This window comes from Terrimonas ginsenosidimutans (assembly GCF_022012415.1).
Taxonomy (GTDB): domain Bacteria; phylum Bacteroidota; class Bacteroidia; order Chitinophagales; family Chitinophagaceae; genus Terrimonas_A; species Terrimonas_A ginsenosidimutans.
The window spans coordinates 128,239-144,231 of the sequence record NZ_JAKLTR010000009.1 but is presented as its reverse complement, the minus strand read 5'-3'; the positions used below and the strand labels follow the sequence as shown (position 1 = coordinate 144,231).

The window sequence follows — 15,993 nt, the reverse complement described above, 5'->3', positions numbered from 1 at the left end:
CTCAATTAAATACTTCAAGAACATGAAAAAGCTTCTTGCCCTGTTGGGTATGATACTAACTGCACAACTGGTACTGGCGCAGGCTCCCGGTATTTTCAATTACCAGGGTGTTGCACGTAATTCAGTTGGAAATGTTATTCAGAATAAAACGATCGCGCTGCGATTGAATATCCGTAACAATACGGCCACAGGTCCTATTGTGTATTCGGAAACACGTGAAGTAACGACTAACCCATTCGGGTTATTCAATGTGCAGGTGGGTAGCCCGGGTGCCCGCGCCAGCACGGGTACGATCGCCGGCGTGAGCTGGGGAAATGGAGCGAAGTACATCCAGGTTGAGATCGATCCTGAAGGAGGAACAACATACATCAACATTGGGACAACACAACTGGCTTCTGTTCCCTTCGCATTATACGCTGCGAATAACCTTCCAGGTCCGGCAGGGCCAGCCGGACCAGCTGGGCCTGTTGGTGCAACTGGTGCAGCAGGCCCAGCCGGACCGGCTGGTCCCGCAGGTGCGGCGGGAGCAACGGGTGCAGCCGGTCCCGCTGGCCCTGCCGGTCCGCAAGGCCCTGCAGGTTCGATCAGTAATGCGCCTGCCAGCGGCGATCTTTCGGGCAACTATCCCGGTCCCGTAGTGCGTGCATTGCAGGGAAGGGCTGTGAGCAGTACCGCGCCAGCAAATGGCCAGGTATTACGCTTTAATGGAACAGACTGGGCCCCTTCTACAATAAGCGGCGGCGGCGGTGGTTTTACTATCCCGTTTATAACAACAGAGAATAACGCCGGAACTCTTTTTTCGATTACAAATGAGGGTGATGGGACTTCTATCGAAGGTGTCAATAACACCACCACCTCCAGTATCGCAGCTGTAAGAGGGCTTGTGAACAGTACGGCTCCGGGAGGATTCTCTACTGCGGTTCGCGGCATCAATAATGGAACAGGTGGACTGGGCATCGGAGTATGGGGTTCCCAGGCAGGAAGCGGATGGGGTGTCTATGGGGTTACGCCAAATGGTCTTGGTGTTTATGGAAATGCGTCAGGAAGTGGTACAGGCGTATATGCCAATAGTAATTCCGGTACGGGTTTGACAGCTGTGAGTAATAACGGCATTCCAGCCAGTTTTTCTGTATTCAATAATGCTAATAATAACAATGTGGTAAACGCCAACACACTCGGAAATGGAAGAGTGATCAATGTTTCGTCTTCCGGTAATGGTGTTGGAGTATTCTCTGCAACAGGTGCCGGCTTTGGCGTGCAGGGGGTAAGCAGTGAGCAAACCAGTGCTGGAATTGTAGGAGATAATACAGGTGCAGGTGAGGCAGTTGTTGGGCGTACTACCAGTGACATTGCGGGCGCAGTTGTTGGTCGTAATGATGGAGGTGGATACGGAGTAAGAGGTTTTATTTCGACAAGCACGGCGGGCTCGGGAATTGGAGTGCTTGGACAGGTTGGCGCCAATAGCAGCACCGGAAGCGCCGGACGATTTGAAAATTTCAACCAAAGCAATAATGTGCGCAGCACGTTGGAGGTTGAAACAAACGGAAATGGTAATATTCCTGATCAGACGAAAGGACATGCGGCTTCATTCCTGGTAAATAATACACAAAGTGTGGCTGCTGCCGTAAGAGGAGAAGTGAAAACTATTTTCGGCAACTTTGGAGCAGCCGGGATCTTCGGAGTTTCATCTGGTACGGGTGGCTTTGGCGGCTTGTTCCATGCATCGAATCCAACTGGTAATGGATCTGCACTGGTAGCGGTCACAGACGGTAATGGTAACGCGGTAACCGCGAATGCCGGCAAAAATGGTAATGCCATCGAAGCAAATATCGATGGAGCCGGTAATGCACTTTATGCATGGGTGCCTACATTCGCGACAGGACGCGCAGGGAAGTTTAATATTTTTAATACAAGCAATACAAGCGATGTGATAACTGTCACAACCGTCGGTAATGGTATCGCAGGCAATTTCAAAGTAGACCGTACGCAGGGAACCTCAGCTGCGGTAAAAGGTGAAGTGAATTCAATGTTCGCCAATTTCGGCACAGCGGGTGTATACGGTATTTCTTCAGGTACCGGCGGATTCGCGGGTTTATTTCATTCCTCAAATCCTGCAGGTAATGGCCCGGCGCTTCTTGCCATTGCAGAGGGAAATGGTAACGGTATAACTGCCAACGCGGATAAACTCGGAGACGGTGTCGAAACGACGGCGGACGGTACAGGAAGTGCTCTTTATGCATGGACGCCGAATTTCAGCAATGGCCGTGCAGGACGCTTTGTAAATTATAATGCAGCAAATATTAATCCTGTTGTTACAGTAGAAACAAGAAGTACAGGAAACCTGTTGCTTCTCAGATCTGGAACCAGCCCCGCAAACGTGGCGCGCATCAATGCCGCAGGCCGTGGTTTCTTTAATGGCGGTACACAAAACAACGGAGCGGATGTGGCGGAAGTTTTTGATGTGAATGGCGATGCCCGGTCTTATGAAGCTGGTGATGTACTGGTCATCTCAACAGATAAAGACCGTGCAGTAGAGAAATCCGGTGAACCTTATTCAACACTGGTAGCAGGTGTATACGCGACAAAGCCAGGTGTACTGCTGACAGAAGAACAGATCGATACGGATCTGTCAGACAAAGTGCCAATGGGTGTGATCGGAGTGATCCCGACGAAAGTTTGTATGGAAGGCGGCGCGATCAAAAGAGGAGATATGCTGGTCACTTCCTCGCAGGCAGGCGTTGCCATGAAAGCTGATCCGGATAAAGTAAAAGTAGGTCAGGTGATCGGTAAAGCATTGCAGGACTACAACGGGTCTGCTATTGAAAAAATTAAAGTACTGGTAAGTGTCAAATAACTAATCTGAAAAAAAGAAGTATGAAAAAATACCTGATCCTCACACTGTCACTTGTTGCTGTGCTGGAGATAAATGCACAGAACACGGAAAAAAACAGAACTGGTGAAAGCATCGGCCAGCAGTATAAAAATAACAAAGTGCCCGGGTTGCAGTATGCATCGGCTCAATCGTCTTCGCCTGCCCAGGTTCAGCCTCATGTCTCCATGGTGGAAGAAATCAAAAATGGTAAGTATGGAAAAGTCCTGACAGGAGGAGCGGCCGCCCCGGCTCCATCGGCAGCCCGTTCGGCTAATCAAAAGCTTGCCAGCGATAGGGCTGCTTCGCAGGCAGAACCATCAGGCCAAAAGGCAACGGCGGCTCCCGCGTTCAACATTCCCTCTCAGGGGAATGTGTCTGAAGAGTCTGCCGTGCCGGCCAAGGCTGTTCCCGCAAATGAGCTCAAGCGTTTACCTGTTAAAAAAGACCAACAATAACGCGCTTCCTTTTTTGGTAAGTAGACTAGGCGTAAATTGCAGGCCATGCAAAGTGTAAAACTCTGCCTGGCCTTTTTTCTTTTATCCATTTCCTGTTTTGCGCAGGATAAAGATTCGCTGGATAATGAAAGGCTGGCTAAAATGATAAACCTATCCGAAGTAATTGTCCGCACAGACGTGAACGTTCCTAAGTTCATGGATCGTGTGAAGAACGATACAACTTTCTACAAGGCGTTCAAAAACCTTCACGTCCTTGGTTTCACTTCATTGAATGATATCCGGATCCTTGATAAGAAAGGAAACGGTAAAGCTGGTATGCAAAGCAAAACTGTCCAGACAAGAGCCTACGGATGCCGCACTATGGAGACATTATCAGAGACAACGCAGGGCGATTTTTACGATAGCAAACAAAACTTCAACTATTACACAGCGGAACTCTACGCCGGGTTGTTTTTTACAAATGGAAAGATCTGCGGGGAGAATAATATCGTCGCAGGAACTAACTTTTCAGCAAAAGGAAAAAGCGGTACTGACAAACATAAGGAACAGCTGAAGATGCTGTTCTTCAATCCCGGAAAGAAAATACCCGGCATACCTTTCATCGGAGATAAGATCAACATCTTTGATCCGGATGTGGCGGAGTTATATGACTTTTCGATCGACCAGGTAGACTATGAAGGGAAACAGGCTTACTTATTTATTGTAAAAGCCCGGGAAGATCTTGGCGGTAAAAGAAACAAGATCGTGATCGACAATATGACCACCTGGTTTGATGCAAAGACAATGGAAGTAATGGCCCGCAATTACAAAATGAGTTATGATGCCGGTGTTTACGATTTTGATGTGGAAATGGAAGTGGAGATGACCAAATTCAACGGGTATCTTGTTCCAAAGACTTTGCGTTACAGGGGTAATTGGGATGTCGTATTCAAAAAGAGGGAAAGAGGGGTTTTTGCGGCAACATTATTTGATTTTAAGACTGAATAAGAGAGACAGCGGACGGCAGACGGGTCATTTGTTAAGGCTATATCTTCACAGTCCAGGAAGAATTACCTCTTGAAATTATTGCCTGCGGTCCGTTGTCAGTCATCTGTCTTTTAGCTCTCCATCCTGTTCCCGATCGCACTCACATATTTTCTCCATTTTTCAATTACCTGGTCAATGTCCGGGGGGAGATCTGTATCGAAATGCATTTCTTCGCCTGTCGTCGGGTGAACAAATCCAAGTGTTTTTGCATGAAGTGCCTGCCTTGGGCAGATGGCAAAACAGTTGTCCACAAACTGCTTGTATTTTGCGTAAACGGTCCCTTTAACGATCCGGTCGCCACCGTAGAAGTCATCGCTGAAAAGCGGATGCCCCAGGTGTTTCATGTGGACCCTGATCTGGTGAGTGCGTCCTGTTTCAAGAATACATCTCACCAGCGTAACGTAATTGAAGCGCTCCATCACTTCATAGTGTGTAATAGCTTCTTTGCCATGATCGCCTTCGGGATAGGCTTCAAATAATTTACGGAAGCGTAAATGTCGTCCAACATGCGCAACGATCGTCCCCCTGTCTTCGGGCATATCTCCCCAGACCAATGCGGTGTATTGCCGTTTGGTGGTATGGTCAAAGAATTGTTTTGCCAGGTGGCGCATTGCTTTGTCATTCTTTGCAAGCACGAGTAAGCCGCTGGTGTTCTTATCGATGCGGTGAACCAGTCCAAAGCGTGGAAGGGATTCTTCGGAAATGTCCGGTTGCTGCTGTTGCAGGTACCAGGCGATGCCGTTCAGTAAAGTACCTGTATAGTTACCGCTGCCGGGATGAACCACCATGCCGGCAGGTTTGTTGATCACCATGAGGTCCGCGTCCTCATATACGATGTTCAGCGGGATGTTTTCGGGAACAACATCGGTGTCTTCAGGGCTCATGTCCGAAAAGACCACGATCTCGTCCAGTGCCTTTATTTTGTGGTTAGGACGCACTTCTTTGCCATTCACTAAGATCAGCCCGTTATTGATGGCCTGCTGTAATTTATTTCGCGTTGCACCTTCGATCCTGTTCATCAGGTACTTATCGATCCTTAACGGTTCCTGGCCCTTATCGGTCTTAAAATTGAACCGTTCATAAAGCTCTTCGCTGGTTTCACTGATCTCCGGCAAATCTCCTTCTTCATATGGTAAAGATCCATCCTGCATTATTCGTGATTTTGTGCAAAGGTAACGGATGAAAAATTCTTGGTAAATTGCAGGTTCGTTATGAAGCAAAAAATTGAATTCAGGGATCTTGCACAAATGAGATACAAGGAAGCCTGGGACTACCAGGAGGCCCTTTTGCAGGAATCTGTAGGAATAAAGGCCGCTTTGCGAAACCTTGCGGATTCGGGGGAAAGCGAGGGGGAGGTATTATTGCAAACGCGTCACTATCTTCTTTTTGTCGAGCATCCTCCTGTTTACACACTCGGCAAAAGCGGCGATATCGCCAATGTTTTGTTGAGTGAAGAGGAGATGGGCAGGAGGGGGATCGACTTCTTCAAGATCAATCGTGGAGGAGATATTACTTTTCATGGCCCGCAGCAATTGGTAGGATACCCGATCCTGGATCTTGAAAAATTTTTCACGGATATAGGCCGCTATCTCCGCAATATCGAAGAAGCGATCATTCTTACACTGGCGGAATACGGGATCGTGTCAGGACGTTCCGAAGGCGAAACAGGTGTATGGATCGATGCCGATAAAAAAGGCATGGAGCGAAAGATCTGTGCCATTGGTGTCCGCAGCAGCCGTTGGGTGACGATGCATGGATTTGCCCTTAATGTGAATACAGACCTCGCTTATTTTGAAAACATCATTCCCTGCGGGATCAGGGATAAGCAGGTCACTTCAATCGAAAAGGAATTGGGGCATCCGGTGGATTTTGAAGAGGTGAAGGAAAGGGTTAAACGGAATTTCGCTAAAGTTTTCGACGCTGAATTAACTGGTTGATCAAAGCAGACCATATTGTAAGATGTCAGTATGTCGACAGTAAAGCGGCAGTACAGATAGTGCAGAGATGCTGTAGGGATGGGTTATAGGACCGGTAGGGGCCTGCTATAACCACAGTATGACCCTGGTAGGTGGGTAGTAGGTATGTAGTAGGTCTTCAGTAGGTAAGTAATAGGTAAATAGTAGGTAAGTAGTAGGTAAGTAGTAGGTAAATAGTAGGTAAGTAGTAGGTACGTAGCAGGTGGTCTGATGTAAGTTATTGATTTTCACTAATTTGAATAATGATTTGATTTGGCCCGGATTGTATGATCCTGACTATAAGGAAATTGTGATAAAGGAGTAGTATGGGGGCGATTTTCAGACGAAAGAATCAGGGCATTTCGTTTGGATGTGGGGGAGGTTGCTTCAAGCAGCCAGGCGTAGGAGTAGCCCGAAGGACGCAGAGCTCCGCAAGGAACGCAAAGAAACGTGTAACTGAATAATCAATAACTTTCACTGACCGTAGCGTTGCTGGTGCGACTTCCGCGCCAGATAATCCGGGAAGTTTTGAAGGCCTGACGGAACTAGTACCTTTTTAGAACTCTTTTGGTAAGAAAAACTTATTCTTCTCAACGAGCTTTTCATCTTCATAAAGCTCAAACTTATACCAGCCTGACCTGTAGAAAGTGGATTTATCCAGCTTAAAGCTTTTTTCTTTAATGTTCTTTAATTCGAACAGTGCGTCATCAGTCAGCGTAAAGAATTTGATGTTATATGCTTTACCTTCCTCGGGAAGATTGATCTTGATATAGCCGTCTTTGAAGGTGTATACGAATTTTGAAGGAACCCATGATTCAACTCTTGGAGCGCTGTTATTGGCAACAGGAGGGCGGCCATTTGATCCATCGATCGAGGGAATGGTGAAGTTGCCATTTTGCAGGCGTCCCGGCCTGTCTTTCCTGATCATCGTGTCTATCACCGGCCTTTTGGCGTCACTGAACAAAAACACGCCTTTATCGAGCATGATATACAGGCGGTAAAACATGCGGTCATTTGCTGCTTTTGTATCTACGTAACCGTTTTCAGGGGTAGTGGGGTCTGCTACCGTCAGAATAGTCTTATAGCCGGAAAGGCTGTCGAACGAGCGTTGGATACTGATCTGCTTGATATTTTCAAACTTATTCACCCAACCGATCACGATACGGTTGTTGCCAATGTTTTTCAATGAAAACCTGGGAAGGGTGTCTTGCGCCAGCAACGGTGTGCAGGCAACAGTAAGAAGGATAAAAATAGGCAGGGTCAGTTTGTGCATGGTACTTAGAACGAATCAGGATAAGGATTCTTATTCAGAAGTCACAAAGATAGGGCAGAGAGGTAAAAAATCAGAAGTTTAACGTTCCTTTTGGCAGTGATCGGTTGCCTTGTAATCCACCACTGTGGATAACAAGAAGCCTGCTGCCCGAAGGAAAGAATGACCGGCTCACGAGATCGTCTACTGCGCGGAACAGCTTTGCCGTGTATACAAAATCCGTTGGTATGCCTGTTTCTGCATAAAAATCATTCATGAACCGGAGAAGTGAGGGGGTAAAGCGCGCGTACCCGCCTTCATGATGATCATGCAAAAGTGTCCAGTCCGCATGCACAGGGGCCAGTTGAAAGGAGATCTGCTCCTGCAGTGAATGATTGTTTTTCATAGCGCTGATGCTGATAACTGTTGAAGACTCAGGTAGGGCATTGATCAGTCCGGCGGTCATAGTACCTGTTCCCGCCATGCAGAGATAGTGGGAGTAAATCTGCGCCGGTATTGCGGCTATTGTGGCTGCTCCTTTGACTCCAGCCGCGCCGTATCCGCCTTCAGGGACCAGGATATAGTCGCGTGAGCTTATGTTCAGCTCTCCCGGAACATGTTTCTCTTTATAATCCGTGCGTGAAATAAAATGCAGCTGCATTCCTTCTTTTTTTGCGTCAAGCAAAGCCTGGGACCATTCGGCAGGCTCTTCTCCACGGATAATACCAATCGAGTGAAGACCATTTTCGCGGCAAACAGCGGCTGTTGCGACAATATGATTTGACCAGGCGCCGCCGAAAGTGAGCAATCCTTTTTTTTGCTGAGAGATGGCTTCTTCAAGATAAAAACGGAGCTTGAACCACTTATTACCGGAAATAACAGGATGTAATTTATCCAGTCTGAGCACAGACACGCGGATGTCTGGAGGATACCTTCCCGCTATTTCATCAACCGTTATATGATCAGGAGACAATGAATTAAGCATAAAAATTACTACCAGCCTTGGCGAATTTACTTTAATTTACGCCGCAAATTAAAAAGGTATATGCAACCAACATTAGTTATCCTTGCTGCCGGTATGGCTTCCCGCTATGGCAGTATGAAACAAATACAAGGCTTTGGACCTGGTGGTGAAACGATCATGGATTATTCCATTTATGACGCTATCCGTTCTGGTTTTGGAAAAGTTGTCTTTATCATCCGTCGTGATTTTGCCGAGGATTTCAAGAATATATTCGAACCTAAGTTGAAAGGAAAGATCGCTATCGAATATGCTTACCAGGATATGGAAGCATTTACCGAAGGATATACTTTTCCAGAAGAAAGGAAGAAGCCCTGGGGTACTGCACATGCGGTATTGTGCGCAAAGGATGTGGTGAATGAGCCATTCGCAGTGATCAATGCTGATGATTTCTATGGCCACAATGCGTTCGAAAATGCAGCTGACTTCCTGGTGCACGACTGTTCCCCTAAAAATTATGCGATCGTCGGTTATGACCTGCTTAAAACGCTTTCTGACTATGGTACGGTGAACCGTGGCGTTTGTGGTCTGGATGCGCAGGGCAGCCTCGCTACGATCACTGAGCGGATCAATATTGCAAAAAAAGGTGATCAGATCCTGGTTGATGATAACCTGGAGCCAAAAGAACTCAGCCTTGACACAAGGGTTTCCATGAACTTCTGGTGCTTTGATCCATCTTTCTTCTCCTATACACAGCAACTGTTCCGCGAATTCCTTCAGGAAGCTGGCCAGGAACTGAAATCAGAATTCTTTATTCCGATCGTCGCTGACAAATTCATCAAGGAAGGCGGCCGGGTGGAGATCATTCCAACTACCTCATCCTGGTTCGGCGTTACCTACAAGGAAGACGCTCCCTTTGTGGAGAACAGTTTGAACGAGTTGATCGGGAAAGGGGAGTATCCGGAGAGGTTGTGGCCGGTGGAGTAAAGCTACGATGGCAGATTACCGATGGCCGTTGGCCGAACTTCGGGCTCCGTTAAATAATAATAGAAAAGAGGCCTCTGGTTTAAGAAGGCCTCTTTTCTATTATACAGATTCGTTATGCGGAGCCCGGTCAACGGTCAACGGTCAACGTCTCTAATTCGCTTTTACCATAAAAACATAATCTTCAATTTTCTTGACCTGCAATGTTCTGTCGAGATAAGAGATCGAAGATTTCGAACTGAGTTTTACGCGGGAGTAAGCAGAATCTTTCGTCTTCATGTCATTCAGGGCTTTGTAGATATGCTTGGACTGAAGGGCAAATACCACGCCTACAGATTCGGCTTCGCGTGTGCTGAGGATACCGATCACTTCGCCTTCATGGTTGAGTACGGGTCCGCCGCTGTTTCCCGGATTTGCCGCGATGGCGATCTGGCAACTGAGCGTGTCTCCGTTATAACCGGTTTTTGCACTCAGGTAGCCCTGGCCATAAACGATCTCATCACGTGGATATCCAAGAGTGTAAACTGGTTCCGCGAGATCTGTGGAAGATTTGCTGAAAGCATACGGTGGTGCCGCCATTGGTTTGAAGTTCTGATCCTCGATCTTCAGGATGGCCAGATCCTTTTCCACGTCGCTATATACAAGCACTGCATTGAAAATCGCGCCGCTTCTGTTCTGTACGGCAATGTTCTTTGCATTCTTTACCACGTGAGCATTTGTCACAAGGAGGCCTTTCCCATCAATGATAAAGCCGGTACCGCCCGACTTGAATACCTGGGGCGCAGCGGGTTTGTCTGTAGCCGGAGCCGGTGTGGTAATGATCTGGTCCTGCAGGTTATTCACCACTGATTTCTGATGCTGCTGCTCAATTTTCACTTCATCAAGATCGCGGCTCAGTGCCTGCAGCTTCTGGGTGTCATTTTTCGGAGAGATCGACCAGATCAGGCCGCTCATCGCAAGGGCTGTAATGCCGGCAATGGAGGCTGCAATAGCCGTAACCCGCTTGGAGCGGTTCCAGAGGTATACGAGTTTTGCCTTGCCTTTCAGCTTGTCTGCATGGATCTTCCCTGTCTGTGCGAGGTCTGTATGAACTTCGTTCAGGGTATTCTGGAATTTCTGCCATTCACCAAAGCGGTTCATTTGCTGAAGGAAAAGCGTATGCTCAACCACCAGCTGGTCTACTTCACTATTCGTTTTCCGCAGGTTTTCAAAATGCAGCCTTTCGTCGGGGTTCATCTCACCTCGGATATAGCGTTCAACCGCATCAAGTATCATTATATCGTTGTTCTCATTCATCACGCTGTCCGTTTTTATAATGCGTAAAAAATATCTTTTTAAGCCTGACCAGGCACTTATATTTCTGCGTTTTGGCGTTTTCGGCGTTGGTGTACCCAAAATTACCTGCAATTTCCTGCATATTCTTTTTTTGCAGGTAGAACGCTTCAAGCAAGCTTTTGCAGGGTTCTCCCAGGCTGCCGATCGCCTTATTCATCATTTCAAATTCCTGGTCACGGCGGGCATGCTCTTCCACATCATCTTCCACCGGTACGGTGGATTCCGCGTGTCCTATATCTCCGCCATAACGGCTGCTTTGCTGTAATCGCTTGAGCCACAGTCGCCTGGATACCGAATACAGGTAAGTTTTGATCTGGCAATTCAATTCAAAGCTGCCTGAGCGGGCTTTTTCATAAAGAACGATCATCGCTTCCTGAAATATGTCTTTCGCGTCATCAGCCGAACCGTTGTTGTTGATTATCAAGGATTGAATGGTCGAATAATTCTCCTTATAGATCGCTTCAACGGCCTTTTTATCGTTACGGGCCAGTCCCTGGAGCAAAACCTTTTCTGAAAACTCTACTTTCACTATCCGTTTTTTAATACTTTTTTTTAAAAATAGTAACCCTTATCCTGCTCAAAAAAAATATTTAAAAAAACAGGGTTACCTTTTTTCAATCCAGGTATAAACACTGAAATATTTCAAAAATTCAAATTCAACAAACACATGAAAAAGCTTTTCATCGTTATGGCTGTAGCTTCTATCGCATTCGTATCTTGCAACAACGAAAGCGCTTCTGAGCAAGCTAAGCAAGATTCAGCAGCGATCGCTGATTCAATCGCTAAAGCTGAAGCTGCTGCTGCAGCTGCTGCAACTCCTTCAGTAGATACAACTGCTAAAGTTGATACTGCTGCTAAAGTTGACACTACTGTTAAACACTAAGACTTTTAATAGGCAAGCGTCAAAGCCGTTCCGGTCTCCGGGGCGGCTTTCTTGTTTTAGTTGACCGTTGTTCGTTGGCCGTTGCCCGGTTAAGAAGTTAATGAACAGGACTTTAGTCCTCCAATTGACATAATCGCCGGTCGTCGGACAACGGTCAACGGACAACGGTCAGCGAAAAACCGTACCTTTGCCGCTTCTTATATATAAATAATACAATCAGTGATTACATTTGAATCGTTAGGATTAGAAGAAGGCATTCTTGCCTCTATCCAACAACTTGGTTTTACCCAACCTACTCCTATTCAGGAAAAAGCCATCCCGGTACTGCTCCAGGGTACCAAAGATTTCGTGGGGCTGGCACAAACCGGAACAGGAAAGACGGCGGCTTTCGGCCTCCCCCTGCTCCATCTCATCCGCAAGGAAGATAAATTTCCCCAGGCACTGGTGATCTGCCCGACAAGGGAATTGTGCCTGCAGATAACCAATGATCTGAATTCATTCAAACCTAAAAAAGCGAATATATCTGTCACCGCTGTTTATGGTGGTACTTCTATCGTAGAGCAGATCCGTGAACTAAGAAGAGGCACACATATCGTGGTAGCAACTCCCGGCCGTTTGATCGACCTGATCGAAAGAAAAGCAGTTGACCTTGAACAGATCCATTACGTGGTGCTGGATGAAGCTGACGAAATGCTGAACATGGGTTTTAAAGATGATATCGAATTCATCCTGAAAAATACACCCAACCGCCAGAGCACCTGGCTCTTCAGTGCAACCATGCCGGCTGAGATCCGTAACGTGAGCAAGCGTTATATGGACAAGCCGTTCGAGATCACTATCGGTAAAGTAAATGCCGGTAATGCGAATATCGATCACCAGTACTATGCTACGCAACACGTAAACCGTTATGAAACGCTGAAGCGTATCATCGATTTCAACCCTGGTATCTATGGTATCATCTTTACCCGTACGAAAGCTGATGCGCAGGGCGTAACAGAGCAACTGATCCGTGAAGGCTATGATATCGAAGCATTGCATGGTGATCTGACACAGCAGCAGCGTGATAAAGTGATGAGCCGTTTCCGTGAGAAAAGCATTCAGCTGCTCATTGCAACAGATGTGGCCGCCCGTGGTATTGATGTATCAGGGATCACACACGTTATCAACTATGAGCTTCCTGACGATACAGAGGTTTACACACACCGCAGTGGTCGTACCGGCCGTGCTGGTAAAAGCGGGATCTCTTTGTCCCTGGTTACTCCAAAAGAAGCATACCGTCTTCGCCAGATCGAAAAACTGGTGAATACCCGTTTCCATAAAATGGATATTCCTTCCGGTAAGGACGTTTGCCGTAAACAATTCTTCCACTTCATCGATAAGATGTTAAGTGCTGATATCAGTCACGGCGAGTATGAAACTTACCTGCCGTTGCTGAAAGAAAAATTTGAACACGTAGATAAAGAAGAGATCATGCAGCGGGTTGCCGCATTGGAGTTCGATCGCTTCCTTAAGTATTATGAGAACGCCGCGGATCTTAACCTGCGTGATGATCGTCGTGGAGAAAGAAGCGAGAGAACTGCTTCACGTGAACCAAGGGCAAGGGCAGCTGGTGATGGTAATTACCAACGCTTGTTCGTTAACCTGGGAACGAAGGATGGTTTCTATAAAGCCAGCTTCCTGCAGTTCATCCTGGATATGAGCGACCTTAAGAAAGATGTGCTGGGCCGCATTGATATGAAAGAGATGAACAGCTGGATCGAAATAGAAGGCGCAGCTGCCAAGAAGATGATGAAAGCAATGGACGGAAAGAACTTCAGAGGCCGTAAGATCCGGATGAATGATGCAGACTCTGGTGGCGGAAGAAGAAAGTAACCAGATTTAATTTTTTTATATTCAATAGATTTTTATATTTGTTTGACAATGGCACTCGTAAAAGCATATACCCGATTTTATTTTTACTTCTTTTTTACAATGAAGCCGGGTACGCTTTGTTTGAGCCTTAGTTAATACGAACAACTAAATCAAGATAAAGAGTCCCGGCTTAAAGCCGGGACTTTTGTTTTAATGCACTATATGCAAACAAAAGTTTCGATACAGGGATATGAAGGCAGTTTCCACCAGGTGGCAGCGCGCACATTCTTTGGTAAGCAGGTGGAAGTAATTCCCTGCGCCACATTCCGCGAAGTGATAAAGATTGCAGGAAATAAGAAAGAAAGCGACGGTGCTGTCATGGCAATTGAAAACTCTATCGCAGGGAGCATTCTTCCCAATTATAACCTGCTGCAAAAGTCCAGCCTTAAGATCGTCGGAGAAATTTATCTCCAGATCAAACAAAACCTTCTTGTTAATCCGGGTGTGAAACTCGAAGATATCCGCGAAGTGCATTCACATACGATGGCATTGCAACAATGCTATGATTTCCTTGATAAGTACAAATGGAAACTAGTAGAAACGGAAGACACTGCCTTAAGTGCCAAACATATTCATCAGCATAAAAGCAAACATATCGCTGCAATTGCGAGTAAACTTGCTGCTGAACTTTTCAACCTGGATATGATCGCTCCCGGTATCCAGACAATGAAAAATAACTATACCCGCTTTCTGGTGCTGCAACGCGAAGATGTTGCCGCACCCGTTGAAGGAGCCGACAAAGCTTCTGTGAATTTTCATACAGATCACTCCAAAGGAAGCCTCGCCAAAGTATTAAGCCGTATCGCCGATGGCGGTATCAATCTTAGTAAGCTGCAGAGCTTCCCCATCCCCGGCAGCGATTTCAAATACAGCTTTCATGCAGATATGGAATTCGAATCAGTGGATCAGTTCAACGAAGTGATCAGAAATATCACTCCGTTAACCGAGGAGATCAAAGTGTATGGACTGTACAAGAACGGGAACAACAAAGTTTAAAAGATTAAAGAGTTGAAAGTTTAAAAGTTCAGGGCTATACGTTAATAAAACTAACCTGTTAAACTGCCAGACCTATTTAAGCCTTCAAACTCTAACTATTAAACTGTTAAACAATTAAACTTTTAAACTTTTCTCACTTCGCATGAAAACCGCAAAACGCCTCGATGGAATTGGAGAGTACTATTTTTCGCAAAAGCTGCGTGAGATAGAAGAGCTGAACAAGCAGGGAAAGCAGATCATTAACCTGGGTATCGGAAGCCCTGATCTTCCACCACATCCGGAGGTGATCAGGACGTTACAGGAGGAAGCTGCCAAACCTAATACGCATGCGTATCAATCCTATAAAGGTTCGCCGGTATTGCGTAAAGCATTTGCTGACTGGTATCATAACTGGTATGGCGTTGAGTTAAGTGCGGAAACGGAAATCCTGCCCTTGATCGGGAGTAAGGAGGGGATCATGCATATCTGTATGACCTATCTCGATAAAAAAGATGAAGTACTGGTGCCGAATCCCGGATATCCAACTTATCGCAGTGCGGTAAAACTGGCAGGTGGTAAATGCGTGGAGTATGAATTGAAAGAGAAGAATAACTATGCGCCGGACTTCAGCAAGCTTGAGAAAAAAGATCTGTCCAGAGTGAAGCTGATGTTTGTCAACTATCCTCAGATGCCAACAGGGCAATTGCCGACGAAGGAGTTGTTTGAGAAGCTGGTTGCGTTCGGTAAGAAGCATGATATCCTGATCATTCATGATAATCCTTACAGTTTTATTCTGAATGAAGATCCGGTAAGCCTGCTGTCTGTTGACGGTGCAAAAGAGATAGTGATCGAATTGAATTCACTTAGCAAGTCACATAATATGGCGGGATGGCGTGTAGGTGTATTATGTGGTGCGAAAGAAAGGGTAGAAGAAGTGCTTCGCTTTAAAAGCAATATGGACAGCGGGATGTTCCTGCCTCTTCAGCTGGCTGCCGCAAAGGCGCTGACCCTTGGAAAAGAATGGCAGGACGAAGTGAATGCGATCTACCGCGAAAGACGCGAGAAAGTATTTGAACTGCTCGAGACGCTGGAGTGCATTTATTCAAAAGAGCAAGCGGGGATGTTTGTTTGGGCAAGGATCCCTTCAGCCTATAAGACCGGTTTCGAACTGAGTGATAAAGTATTGTATGAAGCAAACGTATTTATCACTCCGGGTGGGATATTCGGAACAGCTGGCGATAAGTATATCAGGGTAAGTCTTTGTGCGCCGGTATCGAGGTTTGAAGAGTCACTGCAAAGGATAAAGAGTTTAAAGGTTTAAAAGTTGTCGCTAATCAGCCATAACTTTTAAACGACAAAAACAGAACTTTTAAACCATTAAACATTT

Annotated in this window: 14 protein-coding genes; 9 read left to right on the top strand and 5 right to left on the bottom strand. The window is 46.3% G+C overall.

Annotated features, from left to right (window positions below):
• Window positions 1-22 precede the first annotated feature (22 nt).
• The 3 genes from LZZ85_RS14965 to LZZ85_RS14955 are packed head-to-tail and all read left to right on the top strand — an operon-like array spanning window position 23 to window position 4,314.
• The gene (locus LZZ85_RS14965; protein WP_237873524.1) at window positions 23-2,854 is read left to right on the top strand and encodes a beta strand repeat-containing protein; all 2,832 of its coding nucleotides are present in this window, start codon (window positions 23-25) and stop codon (window positions 2,852-2,854) included.
• Between the two features lie 20 nt (window positions 2,855-2,874).
• Complete coding sequence (locus LZZ85_RS14960) at window positions 2,875-3,327, top strand: hypothetical protein (RefSeq protein ID WP_237873521.1); 453 nt, start codon at window positions 2,875-2,877, stop codon at window positions 3,325-3,327.
• Between the two features lie 45 nt (window positions 3,328-3,372).
• Window positions 3,373-4,314, top strand: coding sequence for a hypothetical protein (locus LZZ85_RS14955; RefSeq protein WP_237873520.1), 942 nt, complete (start codon window positions 3,373-3,375; stop codon window positions 4,312-4,314).
• A gap of 110 nt (window positions 4,315-4,424) precedes the next feature.
• On the opposite strand, the gene LZZ85_RS14950 is transcribed toward LZZ85_RS14955, so the two are convergent.
• On the bottom strand, window positions 4,425-5,504 hold the full coding sequence (locus tag LZZ85_RS14950) for an RluA family pseudouridine synthase (RefSeq protein ID WP_237873518.1): 1,080 nt from the start codon (window positions 5,502-5,504) through the stop codon (window positions 4,425-4,427).
• Window positions 5,505-5,564: 60 nt separating this feature from the next.
• On the opposite strand from LZZ85_RS14950, the gene lipB reads away from it, so the two are divergent.
• Window positions 5,565-6,290, top strand: a complete 726-nt coding sequence (gene lipB / locus LZZ85_RS14945; RefSeq protein ID WP_237873517.1) for a lipoyl(octanoyl) transferase LipB — start codon at window positions 5,565-5,567, stop codon at window positions 6,288-6,290.
• Between the two features lie 574 nt (window positions 6,291-6,864).
• Here lipB and LZZ85_RS14940 read toward each other — a convergent pair.
• Together LZZ85_RS14940 and LZZ85_RS14935 are read right to left on the bottom strand one after the other, a co-directional pair.
• Window positions 6,865-7,581 carry a hypothetical protein gene (locus LZZ85_RS14940; protein ID WP_237873516.1) on the bottom strand — a complete coding sequence of 239 codons (717 nt, stop codon included), beginning with the start codon at window positions 7,579-7,581 and terminating at the stop codon, window positions 6,865-6,867.
• 70 nt (window positions 7,582-7,651) lie between these two features.
• Window positions 7,652-8,542: a 1-aminocyclopropane-1-carboxylate deaminase/D-cysteine desulfhydrase gene (locus LZZ85_RS14935; protein ID WP_237873514.1), complete on the bottom strand. Its 891-nt coding sequence runs from the start codon at window positions 8,540-8,542 to the stop codon at window positions 7,652-7,654.
• Between the two features lie 60 nt (window positions 8,543-8,602).
• On the opposite strand from LZZ85_RS14935, the gene LZZ85_RS14930 reads away from it, so the two are divergent.
• Window positions 8,603-9,505, top strand: coding sequence for a nucleotidyltransferase family protein (locus tag LZZ85_RS14930; protein ID WP_237873512.1), 903 nt, complete (start codon window positions 8,603-8,605; stop codon window positions 9,503-9,505).
• 150 nt (window positions 9,506-9,655) lie between these two features.
• On the opposite strand, the gene LZZ85_RS14925 is transcribed toward LZZ85_RS14930, so the two are convergent.
• Both LZZ85_RS14925 and LZZ85_RS14920 read right to left on the bottom strand, forming a co-directional pair.
• Window positions 9,656-10,798, bottom strand: a complete 1,143-nt coding sequence (locus LZZ85_RS14925) for a S1C family serine protease (protein ID WP_237873510.1) — start codon at window positions 10,796-10,798, stop codon at window positions 9,656-9,658.
• Window positions 10,791-11,366 (bottom strand): RNA polymerase sigma factor, encoded by a 576-nt coding sequence (locus LZZ85_RS14920; protein WP_237873508.1) that lies wholly within the window; start codon window positions 11,364-11,366, stop codon window positions 10,791-10,793. Before LZZ85_RS14920 ends, LZZ85_RS14925 begins: the two co-directional genes overlap by 8 nt.
• A 138-nt stretch (window positions 11,367-11,504) precedes the next feature.
• Between LZZ85_RS14920 and LZZ85_RS14915 the strand changes: the two genes are divergently transcribed.
• From LZZ85_RS14915 to LZZ85_RS14900, 4 genes are all read left to right on the top strand, one after another.
• Window positions 11,505-11,720: a hypothetical protein gene (locus tag LZZ85_RS14915; RefSeq protein ID WP_237873506.1), complete on the top strand. Its 216-nt coding sequence runs from the start codon at window positions 11,505-11,507 to the stop codon at window positions 11,718-11,720.
• A gap of 219 nt (window positions 11,721-11,939) precedes the next feature.
• Window positions 11,940-13,592, top strand: coding sequence for a DEAD/DEAH box helicase (locus LZZ85_RS28670; protein WP_237873504.1), 1,653 nt, complete (start codon window positions 11,940-11,942; stop codon window positions 13,590-13,592).
• 201 nt (window positions 13,593-13,793) lie between these two features.
• Window positions 13,794-14,627, top strand: coding sequence for a prephenate dehydratase (locus LZZ85_RS14905; RefSeq protein ID WP_237873502.1), 834 nt, complete (start codon window positions 13,794-13,796; stop codon window positions 14,625-14,627).
• A 142-nt stretch (window positions 14,628-14,769) separates the two neighbouring features.
• Window positions 14,770-15,927, top strand: a complete 1,158-nt coding sequence (locus tag LZZ85_RS14900) for a pyridoxal phosphate-dependent aminotransferase (RefSeq protein ID WP_237873500.1) — start codon at window positions 14,770-14,772, stop codon at window positions 15,925-15,927.
• The last annotated feature ends 66 nt before the right edge of the window (window positions 15,928-15,993 follow it).

What these genes read in the sequence shown, in the direction of transcription:
- LZZ85_RS14965 (WP_237873524.1), top strand. Translation starts at nt 23, where the DNA reads ATGAAAAAGCTTCTTGCCCTGTTGGGTATGATACTAACTGCACAACTG.
- LZZ85_RS14960 (WP_237873521.1), top strand. Translation starts at nt 2,875, where the DNA reads ATGAAAAAATACCTGATCCTCACACTGTCACTTGTTGCTGTGCTGGAG.
- LZZ85_RS14955 (WP_237873520.1), top strand. Translation starts at nt 3,373, where the DNA reads ATGCAAAGTGTAAAACTCTGCCTGGCCTTTTTTCTTTTATCCATTTCC.
- LZZ85_RS14950 (WP_237873518.1), bottom strand. Translation starts at nt 5,504, where the DNA reads ATGCAGGATGGATCTTTACCATATGAAGAAGGAGATTTGCCGGAGATC.
- lipB (WP_237873517.1), top strand. Translation starts at nt 5,565, where the DNA reads ATGAAGCAAAAAATTGAATTCAGGGATCTTGCACAAATGAGATACAAG.
- LZZ85_RS14940 (WP_237873516.1), bottom strand. Translation starts at nt 7,581, where the DNA reads ATGCACAAACTGACCCTGCCTATTTTTATCCTTCTTACTGTTGCCTGC.
- LZZ85_RS14935 (WP_237873514.1), bottom strand. Translation starts at nt 8,542, where the DNA reads ATGCTTAATTCATTGTCTCCTGATCATATAACGGTTGATGAAATAGCG.
- LZZ85_RS14930 (WP_237873512.1), top strand. Translation starts at nt 8,603, where the DNA reads ATGCAACCAACATTAGTTATCCTTGCTGCCGGTATGGCTTCCCGCTAT.
- LZZ85_RS14925 (WP_237873510.1), bottom strand. Translation starts at nt 10,798, where the DNA reads ATGAATGAGAACAACGATATAATGATACTTGATGCGGTTGAACGCTAT.
- LZZ85_RS14915 (WP_237873506.1), top strand. Translation starts at nt 11,505, where the DNA reads ATGAAAAAGCTTTTCATCGTTATGGCTGTAGCTTCTATCGCATTCGTA.
- LZZ85_RS14905 (WP_237873502.1), top strand. Translation starts at nt 13,794, where the DNA reads ATGCAAACAAAAGTTTCGATACAGGGATATGAAGGCAGTTTCCACCAG.
- LZZ85_RS14900 (WP_237873500.1), top strand. Translation starts at nt 14,770, where the DNA reads ATGAAAACCGCAAAACGCCTCGATGGAATTGGAGAGTACTATTTTTCG.